Source organism: Paracoccus methylarcula, assembly GCF_003007735.2.
Taxonomy (GTDB): Bacteria; Pseudomonadota; Alphaproteobacteria; order Rhodobacterales; family Rhodobacteraceae; genus Paracoccus; species Paracoccus methylarcula.
Window position 1 is genome coordinate 192973 of record NZ_PXNQ02000005.1, and the last position, 15738, is coordinate 208710.

The 15738-nt window shown below is 62.1% G+C and carries 12 protein-coding genes and 1 pseudogene; 11 read left to right on the plus strand and 2 right to left on the minus strand.

The window, feature by feature from the left end; translation table 11 throughout:
• Positions 1–290 precede the first annotated feature (290 nt).
• The 5 genes from A7A09_RS09880 (at position 291) to glnT (ending at position 5377) form a co-directional block, all read left to right on the plus strand.
• Positions 291–935: a helix-turn-helix domain-containing protein gene (locus A7A09_RS09880; RefSeq protein WP_106691343.1), complete on the plus strand. Its 645-nt coding sequence runs from the start codon at positions 291–293 to the stop codon at positions 933–935.
• A gap of 156 nt (positions 936–1091) precedes the next feature.
• The gene (locus tag A7A09_RS09885; RefSeq protein WP_106691240.1) at positions 1092–1979 is read left to right on the plus strand and encodes a class II glutamine amidotransferase; all 888 of its coding nucleotides are present in this window, start codon (positions 1092–1094) and stop codon (positions 1977–1979) included.
• Between the two features lies 1 nt (position 1980).
• Complete coding sequence (locus A7A09_RS09890; RefSeq protein ID WP_106691241.1) at positions 1981–2664, plus strand: GltB/FmdC/FwdC-like GXGXG domain-containing protein; 684 nt, start codon at positions 1981–1983, stop codon at positions 2662–2664.
• 12 nt (positions 2665–2676) lie between these two features.
• Positions 2677–4002 (plus strand): FMN-binding glutamate synthase family protein, encoded by a 1326-nt coding sequence (locus A7A09_RS09895; protein WP_106691242.1) that lies wholly within the window; start codon positions 2677–2679, stop codon positions 4000–4002.
• Between the two features lie 70 nt (positions 4003–4072).
• Positions 4073–5377, plus strand: a complete 1305-nt coding sequence (gene glnT / locus A7A09_RS09900) for a type III glutamate--ammonia ligase (protein ID WP_106691243.1) — start codon at positions 4073–4075, stop codon at positions 5375–5377.
• A 111-nt stretch (positions 5378–5488) separates the two neighbouring features.
• On the opposite strand, the gene A7A09_RS09905 is transcribed toward glnT, so the two are convergent.
• Positions 5489–6391 (minus strand): GlxA family transcriptional regulator, encoded by a 903-nt coding sequence (locus A7A09_RS09905; RefSeq protein WP_106691344.1) that lies wholly within the window; start codon positions 6389–6391, stop codon positions 5489–5491.
• A gap of 289 nt (positions 6392–6680) precedes the next feature.
• Between A7A09_RS09905 and folD the strand changes: the two genes are divergently transcribed.
• The 3 genes from folD (at position 6681) to A7A09_RS09920 (ending at position 9362) form a co-directional block, all read left to right on the plus strand.
• Entirely contained in the window at positions 6681–7586 is a 906-nt protein-coding gene (gene folD / locus A7A09_RS09910) for a bifunctional methylenetetrahydrofolate dehydrogenase/methenyltetrahydrofolate cyclohydrolase FolD (protein WP_123225483.1), read from the plus strand.
• A gap of 80 nt (positions 7587–7666) precedes the next feature.
• A complete protein-coding gene (gene purU, locus A7A09_RS09915) occupies positions 7667–8551 on the plus strand; it encodes a formyltetrahydrofolate deformylase (protein WP_106691244.1) in 885 nt (294 codons plus the stop codon).
• An 85-nt stretch (positions 8552–8636) separates the two neighbouring features.
• Positions 8637–9362 (plus strand): FadR/GntR family transcriptional regulator, encoded by a 726-nt coding sequence (locus A7A09_RS09920; RefSeq protein ID WP_245999260.1) that lies wholly within the window; start codon positions 8637–8639, stop codon positions 9360–9362.
• Here A7A09_RS09920 and A7A09_RS09925 read toward each other — a convergent pair.
• A complete protein-coding gene (locus A7A09_RS09925) occupies positions 9325–10623 on the minus strand; it encodes an ABC transporter substrate-binding protein (protein ID WP_106691245.1) in 1299 nt (432 codons plus the stop codon). The genes A7A09_RS09920 and A7A09_RS09925 overlap by 38 nt on opposite strands.
• 170 nt (positions 10624–10793) lie before the next feature.
• Here A7A09_RS09925 and A7A09_RS09930 point away from each other — a divergent pair, with 170 nt between their 5' ends.
• From A7A09_RS09930 to A7A09_RS09940, 3 genes and pseudogenes are all read left to right on the plus strand, one after another.
• Positions 10794–12137, plus strand: coding sequence for a trimethylamine monooxygenase (locus A7A09_RS09930; RefSeq protein ID WP_211341092.1), 1344 nt, complete (start codon positions 10794–10796; stop codon positions 12135–12137).
• Between the two features lie 61 nt (positions 12138–12198).
• Complete coding sequence (locus A7A09_RS09935) at positions 12199–14565, plus strand: trimethylamine N-oxide demethylase (RefSeq protein WP_106691246.1); 2367 nt, start codon at positions 12199–12201, stop codon at positions 14563–14565.
• Between the two features lie 37 nt (positions 14566–14602).
• Positions 14603–15735, plus strand: a pseudogene (locus A7A09_RS09940) (aminomethyl transferase family protein).
• Positions 15736–15738 lie beyond the last annotated feature (3 nt).

The window sequence follows — 15738 nt, forward strand, 5'->3', positions numbered from 1 at the left end:
ATACCATTGTTGCCGGATCAGATGTGGATAATCAGCCCGGTCATGACAGGCAAGAACGGAAAAGGGGCCGTGAGCTTGCGGTTCTTGCATTTCCGGGGCGATGACGGTCGCTCTTGCATATCGGCCCGCATCGGTCGGTGCCAAAAGACATTGCGGCGCCGGTGTCTCGATAGGTAATGCTGTATCGATGGTTTCTATGCGTTGTGAAACCCTCCTATATTGAAACCGGGTTCGGCCATTTTCTGCCGAACAACCATTTTAAGACCAGAGAATGCGCAGGGAATAACAATATGACCAAGATCGTGAAGCCCGAGATCAAGCTGACCCAGGATCCCCATGCCCTGCGCGAAAGCCGCGAGAAGAATCTCGAGGTCGCCATTGGTCGGCAGGTGCGCGAATTGCGCAAGCGTCAGCGCATGACGGGTTCCGAACTGGCCAGTCAGGCCGGGCTGTCGGTCGGCATGTTGTCGAAGATCGAGAACGGGGTGATCTCTCCGTCATTGACGACATTGCAGACGCTGGCCAACGCCTTGCGGGTGCCGCTGGTGCAGCTTTTCTCGGGATACGAAGAACCGCGCGGGGCCATGCATGTGAAGGCGGGCACCGCAGTCGAGGTGGAGCGGGCAGGAACCCGCTCGGGGCATCAGTATCACCTTTTGGGGCATATCGGATCGAACAATTCGGGCGTGGTGGTCGAGCCCTATCTGATCGTTCTGAGCACGGAAAGCGACCGTTTCCCGACATTCCAGCATGAGGGGATAGAGCTGATCTACATGCTTGAGGGGCATCTGGGCTATCGGCATGGCGACCGGCTCTATGATCTCGAGTCCGGCGACAGCCTGCTATTCGATGCCGATGCGCCGCATGGCCCCGAAGAGATGCGCCAGTTGCCGATTCGCTATCTGTCGATCATCACCTATCCGCAAGCGAAGTAGGACAGGATAAGCCGCCGTTTTGCGGTACTCTATCAAGCAGCGACAGGCAGCAAAAGCGGGCGAATGGGCCTGGGCGCAAAAAATATCTTGTCAGGCAATAAATTTTCCTATTAGTTAATCCGTGAGGGCTTTGAGCCAAGCTGAACGGAGGTGACTATGTGTGGCATTGTTGGTCTGTTCCTGAAGAAGGACGATTTGCGTCCGCGTCTCGGGGATCTTCTGACGGATATGTTGATCACCATGACCGACCGTGGTCCGGACAGTGCCGGGATCGCGATCTATGGTGACGATGCGGACGGTCTGAAGATGACCATTCAATCGGCGACGCCGGACGAGCATTTCGCCGGGCTGGAAGAGACCCTGACGGAGCTTTTGTGCGCTCCGGTCCGGATGCGGGTGATCGATACTCATGCGGTCCTGACCCTGCCCGAGGGCAGCGAGGCAGAGGTGCGTGCCTTCATGACCGAAAAGGGCATCCGGGTGATGGGCGTCGGCAATTCGATGGAGATCTTCAAGGAGGTCGGCCTGCCCAGGGACGTGGCGGCCCGTTTCGGTATCCGCCAGATGGCCGGCAGCCACGGCATCGGCCACACCCGGATGGCGACGGAAAGCGCGGTGACCACGCTTGGCGCCCATCCTTTCTCGACCGATGGCGATCAGTGCCTTGTCCATAACGGCTCGCTGTCGAACCACAACCGGATGCGGCGGGAACTCGCGCGCAAGGGTTTTGCGCCGCAGACGCAGAACGATACCGAGGTTGCGGCCTGCTATATCTCGTCCCGCTTGGCCGAGGGCGCCAATCTGGGCGAGGCGCTGGACGGGACGCTGCAGGATCTGGACGGTTTCTTCACCTTCGTGGTCGGCACAAAGAACGGTTTCGGTGTCGTGCGCGACCCGATCGCCTGCAAGCCCGCGGTGATGGCCGAAACGGAGGATTACGTCGCTTTCGGCTCGGAATACCGTGCGTTCGCCAACCTGCCGGGCATCGAGACCGCCCGGGTCTGGGAACCCGAACCCGCAACCGTCTATTTCTGGGAGCGCTGATATGCAGACCATCGATATGGCTTCGACCGAGTTGCGCGAGCTGAACAGCACGCTTCAGGCGCAGGCGGGGAATGGCGATGAGGCCGAATGGGTGATCGAGAATTCCCGCGGATCGCATGCGCTGGCGGTCGGACTGGATGCGCCGATCAAGGTGACGGTGAAAGGTTCGACGGGCTATTACTGCGCGGGCATGAACAAGCAGGCCAACGTGCATGTGACCGGCTCGGTCGGGCCGGGCGTGGCCGAGAACATGATGTCGGGCTCGGTGATCGTGGAGGGCGACGCCAGCCAATATGCCGGGGCGACCGGGCATGGCGGGCTGCTGGTCATCAAGGGCAATGCCAGTTCGCGCTGCGGGATCTCGATGAAGGGGATCGACATCGTGGTGCATGGCAATGTCGGTCACATGTCGGCCTTCATGGCGCAGTCGGGTAACCTGGTGATCCTGGGCGATGCCGGGGATGCCTTGGGCGACAGCCTGTACGAGGCGCGGCTTTTCGTGCGCGGCAACGTGAAATCCCTCGGTGCGGATTGCATCGAGAAGGAGATGCGCCCCGAGCATCTTGAGCTGCTGGCCGATCTGCTGGAGCGCGCCGGGGCCGATGCCAGCCCGCAGGAATTCCGCCGCTATGGTTCGGCCCGCAAGCTTTACAATTTCAACGTCGATCACGCAGACGAATACTGAGGAGAGAAGGCGATGGACAAGACACCGCAAACCCTGCCTCGGCAGAACTGGACCTTCTCGAACGAGATCAATTCCGAGATTCGTCGTGCTGCCGCGACCGGCATCTATGATATTCGTGGCGGCGGGGCAAAGCGCCGGGTGCCGCATTTCGACGACTTGCTGTTCCTGGGGGCCTCGATCAGCCGCTATCCGCTGGAAGGCTACCGCGAGAAATGCGACACCTCGGTGGTGCTTGGCACCCGTTTTGCCAAGAAACCCATCGAGCTGAAGATCCCGATCACCATCGCCGGAATGTCCTTTGGCGCGCTGTCCGCGAATGCCAAGGAAGCATTGGGGCGCGGGGCGACGATGGCCGGAACCTCGACCACGACCGGCGATGGCGGCATGACCGACGAAGAGCGCGGCCATTCCGAGAAGCTGGTCTATCAGTATCTGCCCTCGCGCTATGGCATGAATCCCGACGATCTGCGCCGCGCCGACGCCATCGAGGTGGTGGTCGGGCAGGGTGCCAAGCCGGGCGGCGGCGGGATGCTGCTGGGTCAGAAGATCACCGAGCGGGTTGCGGGAATGCGGAACCTGCCGGTCGGGATCGACCAGCGCTCGGCCTGCCGTCACCCGGACTGGACCGGGCCCGACGATCTGGAGATCAAGCTGCTGGAACTGCGCGAGATCACCAATTGGGAAAAGCCGATCTATATCAAGATCGGTGGTGCGCGGCCCTATTACGATACCGCGCTGGCGGTGAAGGCGGGGGCCGATGTGGTCGTGCTGGACGGCATGCAGGGCGGCACGGCGGCGACGCAGGACGTGTTCATCGAACATGTCGGCCAACCGACGCTGGCCTGTATCCGCCCGGCGGTGAAAGCGCTGCAGGACCTGGGCATGCATCGCAAGGTGCAGCTGGTGGTCTCGGGCGGGATCCGTGGCGGTGCCGATGTCGCCAAGGCGTTGGCGCTTGGCGCCGATGCCGTGGCCATCGGAACGGCGGCCCTGATCGCACTTGGCGACAACGATCCGCGTTGGGAAGAGGAATACCAGAAGCTGGGCACCACTACCGGCGCCTATGACGATTGGCACGAAGGCCGCGATCCGGCCGGGATCACCACGCAGGATCCGGAACTGATGAAGCGGCTTGACCCGGTTGCGGCCGGACGCCGTCTCCGCAATTATCTGAGCGTCATGACCTTGGAATGTCAGACGCTCGCGCGCGCTTGCGGCAAGAGCCATGTCCATAACCTGGAGCCCGAGGACCTTTGCGCGCTCACCATCGAGGCGGCGGCAATGGCAGGCGTCCCGCTGGCCGGAAGCAACTGGATCCCCGGACAATCCGGGTTCTGATCGTCACCCAGAAGGGCGGGGCACCGACCCCGCCCCGGGGATACACATATACGCAACAGGGGAGCCGCCGATGACAAATCTTGCCGCCTTCGCCCGTGAGAACGGGATCAAGTATTTCATGATTTCCTACACCGACCTGTTCGGCAGCCAGCGGACCAAGCTGGTGCCGGCCGCCGCGATTTCGGGCATGCAGGAGGATGGCGCCGGTTTCGCGGGTTTCGCGACCTGGATGGATCTGACGCCCGCGCATCCCGACATGCTGGCCATGCCCGATGCCTCTTCGGTGATCCAGTTGCCGTGGAAAAAGGAAGTGGCCTGGGTGCCCTCGAATTGCGTGATGGAGGACAAGGGGCTTGCCCAGGCTCCGCGCAATGTGCTGGCGCGGCTGGTCGCGGAGGCCGCCGAGATGGGGCTGACCGTCAAGACCGGGATCGAAGCGGAGTTCCATCTGCTGAATGCCGAGGGGACCGAGGTGGCCGATCCCGCCGACACGGCAGTCAAGCCCTGCTACGACCAGCTCGCCATCCTGCGCCGCTACGACATGATCGCCGAGATCTGCGACTACATGCTCGAACTGGGCTGGGAACCCTATCAGAACGACCACGAGGATGCGAACGGCCAGTTCGAGATGAACTGGAAATATGACGAGGCCATGGCCACCGCCGACAAGCACAGCTTTTTCAAGTTCATGGTTCGGGCGATCGCCGAAAAGCATGGGCTGCGCGCGACCTTCATGCCCAAGCCGATCATGGGTCTGACCGGCAATGGCTGCCATGCGCATATATCTGTCTGGGACAGCGAGACCGGCGAGAACGCCTTTGCCGATGACGGCAAGGAACTGGGCCTGTCCGATCGCGGGCGGCATTTCCTGGGCGGGATCATGAAGCACGCCGAGGCGCTGGCGCTGATCACCAACCCGACGGTGAACAGCTACAAGCGGATCAACGCGCCGCGCACCACCTCGGGGGCGACATGGGCGCCCAACAGCGTCACATGGACCGGCAACAACCGCACCCATATGGTCCGTGTTCCCGGCCCGGGCCGGTTCGAGCTGCGGCTGCCGGACGGGGCCGCGAACCCCTACCTGTTGCAGGCTGTCATCATTGCCGCTGGTCTGTCGGGACTGAAATCCAAGGCCGATCCCGGCCCGCGCCACGACATCGACATGTATGCCGAGGGTTACAAGGTGAAGGATGCGCCGAAACTGCCGCTGAATCTGCTGGACGCGATCCGCAGCTATGATGCCGACGAAGAGTTGAAAATCGCGATGGGAGAGGATTTCTCGTCTGCGTATATCAAGCTGAAAACCCAGGAGTGGAACAATTACTGTTCGCATCTCTCGGATTGGGAACGGGCCAACACCCTCGACATCTGAACGACGATCAAGCGGTTCTCCTGTCTCCCCCAAGGGCTTTGATCGTCTCTCAAATCCGCCGACCCTCTCCCGGTCGGCGGATTTGGGCATTCATGACCCGGGCCGATCCTTTTACGGTCGGGGCCGGGCGCGGCGGGCCGAGGGGGGGTGTCCGAATTGCTCCCGGAATGCACGGGAAAAATGGCTGCGGGAGGCGAAGCCAGTGGTCAGCGCGATATCGGTCAGCGGCAGGCTGGATTGGCCCAGCAGCTCATCGGCCTTGTCCAGCCGCAGGCGGCGGTAGAACTGCATGACGCTCTGGCCCATCTGCGCCTGTGTCAGCCGCTCCAGCTGCCTTGGGCCGATACCGCAGAGATGGCCCAGATCCTCCAGCCGCAGGGGATCGGCCAGATGGCTGGTCATCAGGTCGATCATGGCCACCAGCGCCGGGTGGTGCAGATCGTATTTGCGCGCCGGGTCGAGCTGCTGCGGAGCTTCCGCCTCGCGGATGCCGGTATGGATGAACCAGTCGCTGACCGAGCGGGCCAGGGCCGAGCCATGATCCGCCGCGATCAGCGCATGCATCATGTCCAACGGCGCCATGCCGCCCGCGCAGGTGAAACGGTCGCGGTCGATGACGAAAAGCCGCCGTTCGATCAGCGCGTCGGGATAGGTTTCGCGCATCGCGTCGATATGCTGCCAGTGGATGGTAAAGCGGCGCGCGGTCATCACCCCCGCCGCCGCGAGAATCGCCGCCCCGCCCGAGATCCCGCCAAGCGACACGCCATGCCGGGCCAGCCTCCGCAGGATTGCAAGCACCGTTTCGTCCCGCTGCGCCAGCGGATCGCCACCGGCGACGACGAAGAGAATGTCGAACCCCTCCCCGGTATCGGCGATGGGAGCGGTATGGAATCCCCCCGCGCCCGAGCTTTGCATCCAGCCGCCATGGACCGAAAGGAACCGCAGGTCATACAGTGTTCTTCCACTGAGCAGATTCGCGGCCCGCAATGGCTCGATGGCCGAAGCGGTGGACATGAGCGCATAATCCGGTAACAGCAGAAATCCATAACGTGCCGGGCGCCGCGGATCGGAAACAGGCAAGATGACACCTTTCTCGTTGCATATTCAGCCTGACATGAATGACCTGTTTGGGCAATGGAATGTCGCATACAGGCACATTATTCACTCGGTGCTGTGCCAGATTGAATTTTGAACAAGAAGTGCCGTGCGATGCTTCACCCTGGTTTCCGCATCAACGGTGGCATCGCGATGAAGTCTGGAGCGCGTCGGAGCAATCCGCAAGAACGCCTGAAGGAGAGTTGGAATGAGTGGCTCAATCACCGACCGTGAAGCCTTGATCGACGGAAAGGCGTTCTCCGCAGATGTCCGGCAGCGGGTCGCCGCACAGGTGGCCAATCTGAAGGAACAGGGGATCACCCCGGGCCTGGCGGTGGTCCTGGTGGGTGAGGATCCTGCCAGCGAGGTCTATGTCCGCAACAAGGGGATCCAGACCCGCGAGGCGGGGATGAATTCATATGAGCACAAGCTGCCCGCCGATACCACGCAAGAGGCGCTGATGGCACTGGTCGCACAGCTCAATGCCGATAAGGCGGTGCATGGAATACTGGTTCAATTGCCGCTGCCCGGACATCTGGATGCCGAGGCGGTGCTCAATGCGATCGAGCCGGCCAAGGATGTCGATGGGTTCCATATCCTCAATGTCGGGCTTCTGGCGACAGGGCAGAAGGCCATGGTGGCCTGCACGCCGCTTGGCTGCCTGATGATGCTGCGCGATCGCTTGGGTGATCTGGCGGGGCTGAACGCGGTGATCGTGGGGCGCAGCAATATCGTCGGCAAGCCGATGGCGCAGCTTTTGCTGCGCGACAGCTGCACCGTGACCATCGCTCACAGCAAGACCCGGGACCTGGGCGAGGTCTGCCGCCGCGCTGATATCCTTGTCGCCGCAGTGGGGCGGCCTGGGATGATCCCCGGCGATTGGATCAAGCCGGGCGCGACGGTGATCGACGTGGGCATCAACCGGATCGAGGAGGGCGGCAGGACACGCCTTGTCGGCGATGTCGATTTCGACAGTGCCCGTGCCGTTGCCGGTGCCATCACCCCGGTGCCCGGTGGGGTCGGACCGATGACCATCGCCTGCCTGCTGGCCAATACGCTGACCGCCTGCTGCCGTGCCGCGGGATTGCCCGAGCCCGAGGGGCTGACTGCCTGAGACCGGCATTCGAGAAAATGACATGAAGACGAATCGCGGGCCTGCAAACAGCTCCGACCCGCTCACGACAGGAGATGCAAATGACCAAGTTCTGCCTAACAGTTGCCTGCGCTTCCACGCGGGGCATCGTTGCCGCCATTTCCGGCTATCTCGCCGATCAGGGCTGCAATATCACCGCCAGCTCGCAATTTGACGATCCCGAGACGGGCAAGTTCTTCATGCGTGTCAGCTTCGCCTCGGAGAAGGGCGTCACACTGGACAAGCTGAACAAAGGTTTTGCCGAGACCGCGAAGCCATTCGGGATGACATATGACTTCCACGACGAGGCAAGGAAGATGAAGGTCGTCGTGATGGTCTCGGGCTTTGGCCATTGCCTGAATGACCTGCTGTATCGCTGGCGGATCGGCGCATTGCCGGTCGATATCGTGGCGGTGATCTCGAACCATCTGACCTATCAGAAGGTGGTGGTGAACCACGACATCCCGTTCCACCATATCAAGGTCACGAAAGAGAACAAACCCGAGGCCGAGGCGGCGCAGATGCGGATCGTCGAGGAAGCCGGGGCCGAGCTGGTCGTGCTGGCGCGCTACATGCAGGTGTTGTCGGACGAGATGTGCCAGAAGATGTCGGGACGGATCATCAATATCCATCACTCCTTCCTGCCCAGCTTCAAGGGCGCCAATCCCTACAAGCAAGCCTATGAGCGCGGGGTGAAGCTGATCGGGGCGACTTCGCATTACGTCACTGCCGATCTGGACGAGGGTCCGATCATCGAGCAGGACATCATCCGGGTGACGCACGGGCAGTCTCCCGAGGATTATGTCAGCCTTGGCCGCGACGTGGAAAGCCAGGTCCTGGCGCGCGCCATCCATGCCCATGCCAATCACCGGGTTTTCCTGAACGGCAACAAGACGGTGGTGTTCCCCGCCTCGCCGGGATCGTTCTCGAGCGAGCGGATGGGCTGAGGCCGCAATGACGGCTGGATTCCCCGGCGAGGGGTAAGCTATCCTCCCTCAGCCCACCTGACCGGGCGTTTCGGAGGAGAGCAAGGTGCCGCCTGCCAGTCATATTACCGCGAATCCGGGCCGTGCCGAGCCCGTGCTTGGCGCGACCGTTCAATATGTGATCGATACGCTGACAATGCGGATCGTGTCGCAGGAATACGGACTGGACGAGCGCCTGCCCTCCGAGCGGCAACTGGCGCAGGATCTGGGCGTGGCGCGCAATACCGTGCGCGAGGCGCTGGACATGATCGAGGCGCGTGGCATGATCCGCCGCCGCGCGGGGGCGGGTTCCTTCGTCATCTATGACCCGGACGGGGCGAGCGAGTCGCTGGCCCCGGTCGCGGCGGAAACCGGGCCGCTGCAATTGCAGGTGATGCGCGGGATCATCGAACCCGAGATGGTGCGGCTGGCGATCGTCAACATGTCGCCGCGTCAGATCGAGGCGCTCGGCAAGACCTTGTCGCAGATGGAGGCGGTGCAGATCGACGCGATGGCCTTCGTGCGGCTGGAGGAGGAGTTCCACCGCCAGATCGCGGCGGGCACCGGCAATCCGTTGCTGATCGCCTGCTATAACCTGGTGATCGATGCGCGCCGTCAATCGTTCCGGGCGCCAATGTATCGCCGCCACCTGACGCCAAGCCGCATCGCTACCTATCAGCGCGGCTACAACTCGCTGTTCAACGCGATTGCCGCGCGTGACATCGAAGAGGCCAGCGAATTCATGAAGCTGTCCCTTATCGAGGATCAGAAGCTGCTGCTGCAGGACGGCTGAGCGGATCGCCGAGCCGCTGGTGCCAGAGCTGACCCAGATCTCCGAGCTGCTGGATCAGCTTGTCGCCATGCTTTTCCAGCCAGTCCGGGACCGAGCCGAATTCCTGGATCCGGGCGCGGCCTTCGCGGATCGCCACCACCGGCCAGTCGCCGACCAGCGCGTTGTCGATCCCGAAAAGGTCGCGCCCGCTCCAGATCGCGGGGCCGAAGGCGTGGGGCATTTGCTGGGCGTGTTTCATCGAGGCCAGGACCGAGACCGGCTCGACCGTGTCGGCGATCTCGACCGCGTTGTGCCATAGATCCAGGATCGAGGCATATTCCCAACTGACCGCGCTCCACTCTCCCGGAAATCGTGTGTTATAGGCGTCGAAGAAGGCGCGAGGCTGACGAAAGAAAAACGCGGTATCGGCCAGTTTCGGGTCGTCGAAATCCGGAAACTGGAAGATGTAGCGTTCCATGAAATCGAGTGATGTGTGCGCGATCATCTGCGGATAGTCATCCGCCGTGCAGGCAAGGATATGCCCGTCGAAGCCCAATCGGTGAGCGGCCTCCGTCAGGGCGAACATCATCGGCGGTGTGGACGAACACCAGCACAGGATATCCGGCTTGTCCGCCATCATCGCGGTGACGATGGCTTCGGCGTCGGTTTCGCCCGGATCGTAGCGCAGCTCCTTGATACGGGACCAGCCCACGACATCGAAAGCCGCACGGTAAACCGCGAGAGAGGGCAGGCCGAGGCTGTCGCGCTGACTGCATAATGCGACGCGGCGGGATGGCGGCAACTGCCGGGCGAGGTATTCGACGCCAGTCACGTTGAACAGCGGGTGCACTTCGGCCGGCGCGATCAGGAAGGGCGTGTCGGGGGTCAGATCCGAAGGCAGCAATGTGGCAACCAGCGCCCGGCGCTCCATCAGGTAGCGCAGGGCGGGGGCGAAACTGTCGCCGCCAAGCGTCAGGATCAGCCTCACATGCAGCCGCTCGATCATGTCTCGGGCGGCTTCAAGCGTCTGTTCGGCCCCCTGGGCGCTGTCGAATTCGACGATCTCGACGCGGTGACGCTTGCCCGAGACCATCATGCCGCCACGGTCGTTGATCCAGTCGGTCCAAATCCTGCAACCGTCCAGTCCCGGCCGTCCCCAATATTGCTCGGCCCCGGAAAGCGGGGTCAGGACTCCGATTCGGACAGGGGAGCGATTCGTGGCGCCAAGGCGGGGTAAGGAACCGCTGACGGCCAATCTCTGGGCAAAGGTCGATCTGTTCATGGAGTCGCTTATAGCCTGATTCTTGCGGGAAAAACGCAAGAAAACGTGAATCTACATTCCTGTGAAGAAAAATTGTTGCCTAGGCGGACGGTCTTGTGGTTGTATAGGTTCAAACCGAATGAACCAGTTTTCAATACTGGTCTGACCACAAACAGGGAGAAGCTAGGATCATGACCAAGCGGATTGCCGTCATCGGTGCGGGGCCCTCGGGGCTGGCGCAATTGCGGGCCTTCCAGTCGGCCGCCATGCAAGGCGCCGAGATCCCCGAGATTGTCTGTTTCGAGAAGCAGTCGAACTGGGGCGGGCTCTGGAACTACACCTGGCGCACCGGCGTCGATGAGAATGGCGATCCGGTCCATGGATCGATGTATCGCTACCTGTGGAGCAACGGCCCGAAAGAGGGGCTGGAATTCGCCGATTATTCCTTTGAGGAGCATTTCGGCAAGCAGATCGCCTCTTATCCACCGCGCGCCGTGTTGTTCGACTATATCGAGGGCCGGGTGCTGAAGGCCGGGGTGCGCGACTGGATCCGCTTCAGAAGCGTGATCCGCTGGATCGACTACGACCCCGGAACCGGGCAGTTCACCGTTACCGTCCATGACATGGCAAAGGACCATGTCTACAAGGAACAGTTCGATCACGTGATCTGCGCCTCGGGCCATTTCTCGAGTCCGAACGTGCCGGAATATCCCGGCTTCGCGCAGTTCAACGGCCGGATCGTTCATGCACATGATTTCCGCGATGCCCGTGAATTCGCCGGCAAGGATGTGCTGCTGCTCGGCTCGTCCTATTCAGCCGAGGATATCGGCTCGCAATGCTGGAAATATGGCGCGAAGTCGGTGACCACGTCTTATCGCAGCGCGCCGATGGGCTTCGAATGGCCGGACAACTGGCAGGAACTGCCCGCGCTTGAAAGCGTCGAGGGTCGGACCGCCCATTTCATCGATGGCACCAGCAAGGAGGTCGATGCGATCATCCTTTGCACCGGCTATCGGCATTATTTCCCGTTCCTGCCCGACGATCTGCGACTGAAGACTGCCAACCGGCTGGCAGCCGCCGATCTGTATAAGGGCGTCGTCTATGTCCACAATCCGAAGATGTTCTACCTGGGCATGCAGGACCAGTGGTTCACCTTCAACATGTTCGATGCCCAGGCATGGTGGGTGCGCGACGTGATCCTTGGCCGCATCGGCCTGCCCAGTGACAAGCAGGAGATGCTGGCCGATATAGAGGAGCGTGTTGCACGTGAAGAAGCATCGGATGACGCGAAATACGCGATCCAGTACCAGGGCGATTACATCAAGGAACTGATCGCCGAGACGGATTATCCCAGTTTCGATGTCGATGGCGCCTGCCAGGCCTTCTTCGAATGGAAGAAGCACAAGGCCGAAAACATCATGACCTTCCGGGATCACAGCTATCGCTCGGTCATCACGGGCACGATGGCGCCTGTCCATCATACGCCGTGGAAGGATGCGCTGGACGACAGCAAGGAAGTCTACCTGCAGAACTGACGATGAATAGCCGGGGGCGCCATCCGGCGCCTCGGAACCTTTTCCCAAGGTGAGGCGAAAGATGTTGTCATTACCGCCAGACAGCCTGTTCAGACCGGGTCCGCCGGTTGCGACGCGCCCGCGCCGGGCCGCGGGCTATAACCTTTCGCCGGCGACCGAGCGTTATGCGGTTCCCGGCGGCGGCGCCGTCCTGGTTCAGATCGCTACCGGCGACCGGATCGAGATCATGAATGACGAGGGCGGACAGCCTGCAGAAATACTGGCCGCGCATCGCGATGGCCGGGTGGATGGTCAGATCCTGGGGGTCAAGGCGGATCAGCCGGCAAGAGGGTTGCGGGCACTGCTTTCCTCGGATCAGCCCGGTCTTGCGCGTTTGCGCAAGGGGCTGGCCGCGCGCGGAATCACGGTCGAACGCTCGATCGGACTGTTTGGCACGGATGCTGCCCCGGGCGACAGGGCCGAACTCATTGCTGCGGCCGAGGGCTGGCTGGTGGTTGCGGCCCCCGGCAAGCCGATGGATTTCGAGCGTCAGGACACGACGACACCGCTGACCCTGCGCATCACCCGTGCCGCGCCGCGCCAGAATGCCGGTTTCGCCCTGCCCGATCCTCTGGCCGATCCGATCCTTGATCTGCGGGTGAAATCGTCAACCGCCAAGGCATACCTGGTTCGCAAGGGCGAGTTCATCCAGATCATCGATGTTGATGGCCGCCAATGCACCGATTTCCAGTGTTTCGACGCACGCAAGCTGGATCGCGGCATTGCCCATCCGCTGGATGTCACGACGACCCGGACCTATCAGGGCCACGCCTATCCGATGCCGGGTCTGCATGCGAAATATTTCGACCAGGACCTGACCCCGCTGGTCGAGGTGATCCAGGATACCTGCGGACGGCACGATGCCTTCGCCATGGCCTGCTCGGCCAAGTATTACGACGATATCGGCTATCCCGGCCATGTGAACTGCACCGACAATTTCAACGCGGCTCTGGCACCCTATGGTGTGCCGGGGCGCCCGGGCTGGATGGCGGCGAATTTCTTCTTCAACACCAGCATCGACGCGCATGGCGTCATGTATGCGGACGAGCCCTGGTCACGCCCCGGCGATTACGTGCTGCTCAGGGCGCTGACGGACATCGTCTGCGTATCATCGGCCTGCCCCGATGACACGTCGCCGGCCAATGGCTGGATGCCGACCGATATTCACATGCGCAGCTATGCCGCGACCGAGCGCCTTCAACGCGCCGTCGCATGGCGAGCCACACCAGATTCGGAGCCGATCATGACGCGCGAGACCGCCTTTCACCAGAAATTCGCCGGGATGACACGTGATTTCGTCGAGTATCGCGGCTTTTGGCTGCCGAATTCCTTCCCTGAATGCGACCCTGTCGAAAGCTATTGGGCCTGCCGCGAAGGCGTGGTGGCGATGGATCTGTCGGCCTTGCGCAAGTTCGAGGTTACGGGCCCGGATGCCGAAGCCCTGCTGAACTGGGTTCTGACCCGCGATGTCAGCAAGCTGGGCCATGGGCAGGTTGTCTATACCGCGATGTGCTATCCCCATGGCGGCATGATCGATGACGGCACGCTGTTCCGCTTGGGCGAGCAGAATTTCCGCTGGATCGGGGGATCGGACGAGGGCGGTGTCTGGATGCGCGAAGAGGCCGCCCGGCTTGGGCTGAACGTGATGATCCGTTCGTCCACCGACCAGATGCATAACCTGGCGGTGCAGGGGCCGAAATCGCGGGAATTGCTGTCCGAGATCATCTGGACGCCCCCGCATCAGCCCGCCTTGCCCGAGCTTGGCTGGTTCCGCTTTACCGTCGGTCGGATCGGCGGAGAGCAAGGCCTGCCGGTCGTCGTCTCTCGCACCGGCTATACGGGAGAGTTGGGTTACGAAGTGTTCTGCCATCCGAAAGACGGCGAGGCCGTGTTCGACGCTGTCTGGCAGGCTGGGCAACCCCTTGGCATCAAGCCGATGGGCCTCGCCGGGTTGGACCTGGTGCGGATCGAATCCGGGCTGATCTTTGCGGGTTACGATTTCGACGACCAGACCGATCCGTTCGAGGCTGGGATCGGCTTTACCGTGCCGCTGAAATCCAAGACTGCCGATTTCGTCGGGCGCGATGCGCTGATCCGGCGCAAGGAACATCCTTCACGCAAATTCGTGGGCCTCGAAATCGACGGACAGGAGCCAGTGGCGCATGGCGATTGCATCCGTATCGGGCGCGCGCAGGTGGGCGAGGTCTGCTCGGCCATGCGGGTGCCTCGGACGGGGCAGATGATCGCACTGGCGCGGGTGGATATCGCCCATTCCGAACCGGGGACCGCTGTCGAGGTGGGTCGGCTGGATGGGCATCAGAAACGCATCGCGGCGAGGGTGGCCCCCTTCCCGCATTACGACCCCGAGAAGAAACGGCCCCGGTCGTGACGGGATCAGGAATCAACAGGATAGAAGGACATATATCATGACCGCATCATGGAGATTTTCGGCCTTGGCGACCGGCACCGTGCGATGGGCTCGGAGCTGGAGGACTGGAGCGGGATGGGAACCGCCTGGAGCTATGACAAGGACCAGATCGAGGAATATATGGCGATCCGCACCAGGGCGGGTGTCATGGACGTGTCCGGGCTCAAGAAGGTTCACGTGATTGGCCCACATGCGAGCCATGTGATCGACCGGGCGGTGACCCGCGACATCGAAAAGCTCAAGCCGGGCCGTTCGACCTATTGCTGCATGCTGAACGATGCGGGCAAGTTCGTGGATGACTGCGTGGTCTACCGGATGGGGCCGCATAGTTTCATGGTCGTACACGGTTCGGGCCAGGGGCATGAACAGCTGACCATGGCGGCGACCGGGCGCAACGTGAACGTGCTGTTCGACGACGACCTGCATGACATCTCGCTGCAAGGACCGCTCGCGGTGGATTACCTGGAACAGCACGTGCCGGGCATCCGCGATGTGGTCTATTTCAGCCATATTCACACGACGCTGTTCGGCAAACCGGTGACCATCTCGCGCACCGGCTATACCGGAGAGCGCGGCTACGAGATTTTCTGCCGCCGCCAGGATGCGCCCGAGATCTGGGACACCATCGTGGCCGAGGGCCGCGAGATGGGGATCATCCCGACCCGCTTCACCACGCTGGACATGCTGCGGGCGGAAAGCTACCTGCTGTTCTTCCCCTATGACAATTCCGAGATGTACCCGTTCGAGAACGAGCCCTGCGGCGACACGCTGTGGGAACTGGGCCTCGATTTCACCGTCTCGAAGGGCAAGACCGGCTTCCGTGGCGCCGAGGAGCATTACCGCCTGCAGGGCAAGGAGCGCTTCAAGATCTATGGCGTCAAGCTCGAGGGCACCGAGGCAGCCGAGGAAGGCGCGGCGATCCTGCGTGACGGCAACGAGGTCGGCGTCGTCACCATCGGCTTCTACAGCCCGCTGAACGAGCACAATGTCGGCATCGCCCGGATGCCGGTGGATTGCGCGGTCGAGGGCACGAAGCTGACAATCCGCAACTCGGGCGGCGAGATCCGCGCCGTCGCCCATCCGATGCCCTTCTATGACCAGGACAAGAAGCGCCGCACCGCGAAGGGCTGAACC

Coding starts and splice junctions, on each gene's coding strand:
- A7A09_RS09880 (WP_106691343.1), top strand. CDS start 291: ATGACCAAGATCGTGAAGCCCGAGATCAAGCTGACCCAGGATCCCCAT.
- A7A09_RS09885 (WP_106691240.1), top strand. CDS start 1,092: ATGTGTGGCATTGTTGGTCTGTTCCTGAAGAAGGACGATTTGCGTCCG.
- A7A09_RS09890 (WP_106691241.1), top strand. CDS start 1,981: ATGCAGACCATCGATATGGCTTCGACCGAGTTGCGCGAGCTGAACAGC.
- A7A09_RS09895 (WP_106691242.1), top strand. CDS start 2,677: ATGGACAAGACACCGCAAACCCTGCCTCGGCAGAACTGGACCTTCTCG.
- glnT (WP_106691243.1), top strand. CDS start 4,073: ATGACAAATCTTGCCGCCTTCGCCCGTGAGAACGGGATCAAGTATTTC.
- A7A09_RS09905 (WP_106691344.1), bottom strand. CDS start 6,391: ATGTCCACCGCTTCGGCCATCGAGCCATTGCGGGCCGCGAATCTGCTC.
- folD (WP_123225483.1), top strand. CDS start 6,681: ATGAGTGGCTCAATCACCGACCGTGAAGCCTTGATCGACGGAAAGGCG.
- purU (WP_106691244.1), top strand. CDS start 7,667: ATGACCAAGTTCTGCCTAACAGTTGCCTGCGCTTCCACGCGGGGCATC.
- A7A09_RS09925 (WP_106691245.1), bottom strand. CDS start 10,623: ATGAACAGATCGACCTTTGCCCAGAGATTGGCCGTCAGCGGTTCCTTA.
- A7A09_RS09930 (WP_211341092.1), top strand. CDS start 10,794: ATGACCAAGCGGATTGCCGTCATCGGTGCGGGGCCCTCGGGGCTGGCG.
- A7A09_RS09935 (WP_106691246.1), top strand. CDS start 12,199: ATGTTGTCATTACCGCCAGACAGCCTGTTCAGACCGGGTCCGCCGGTT.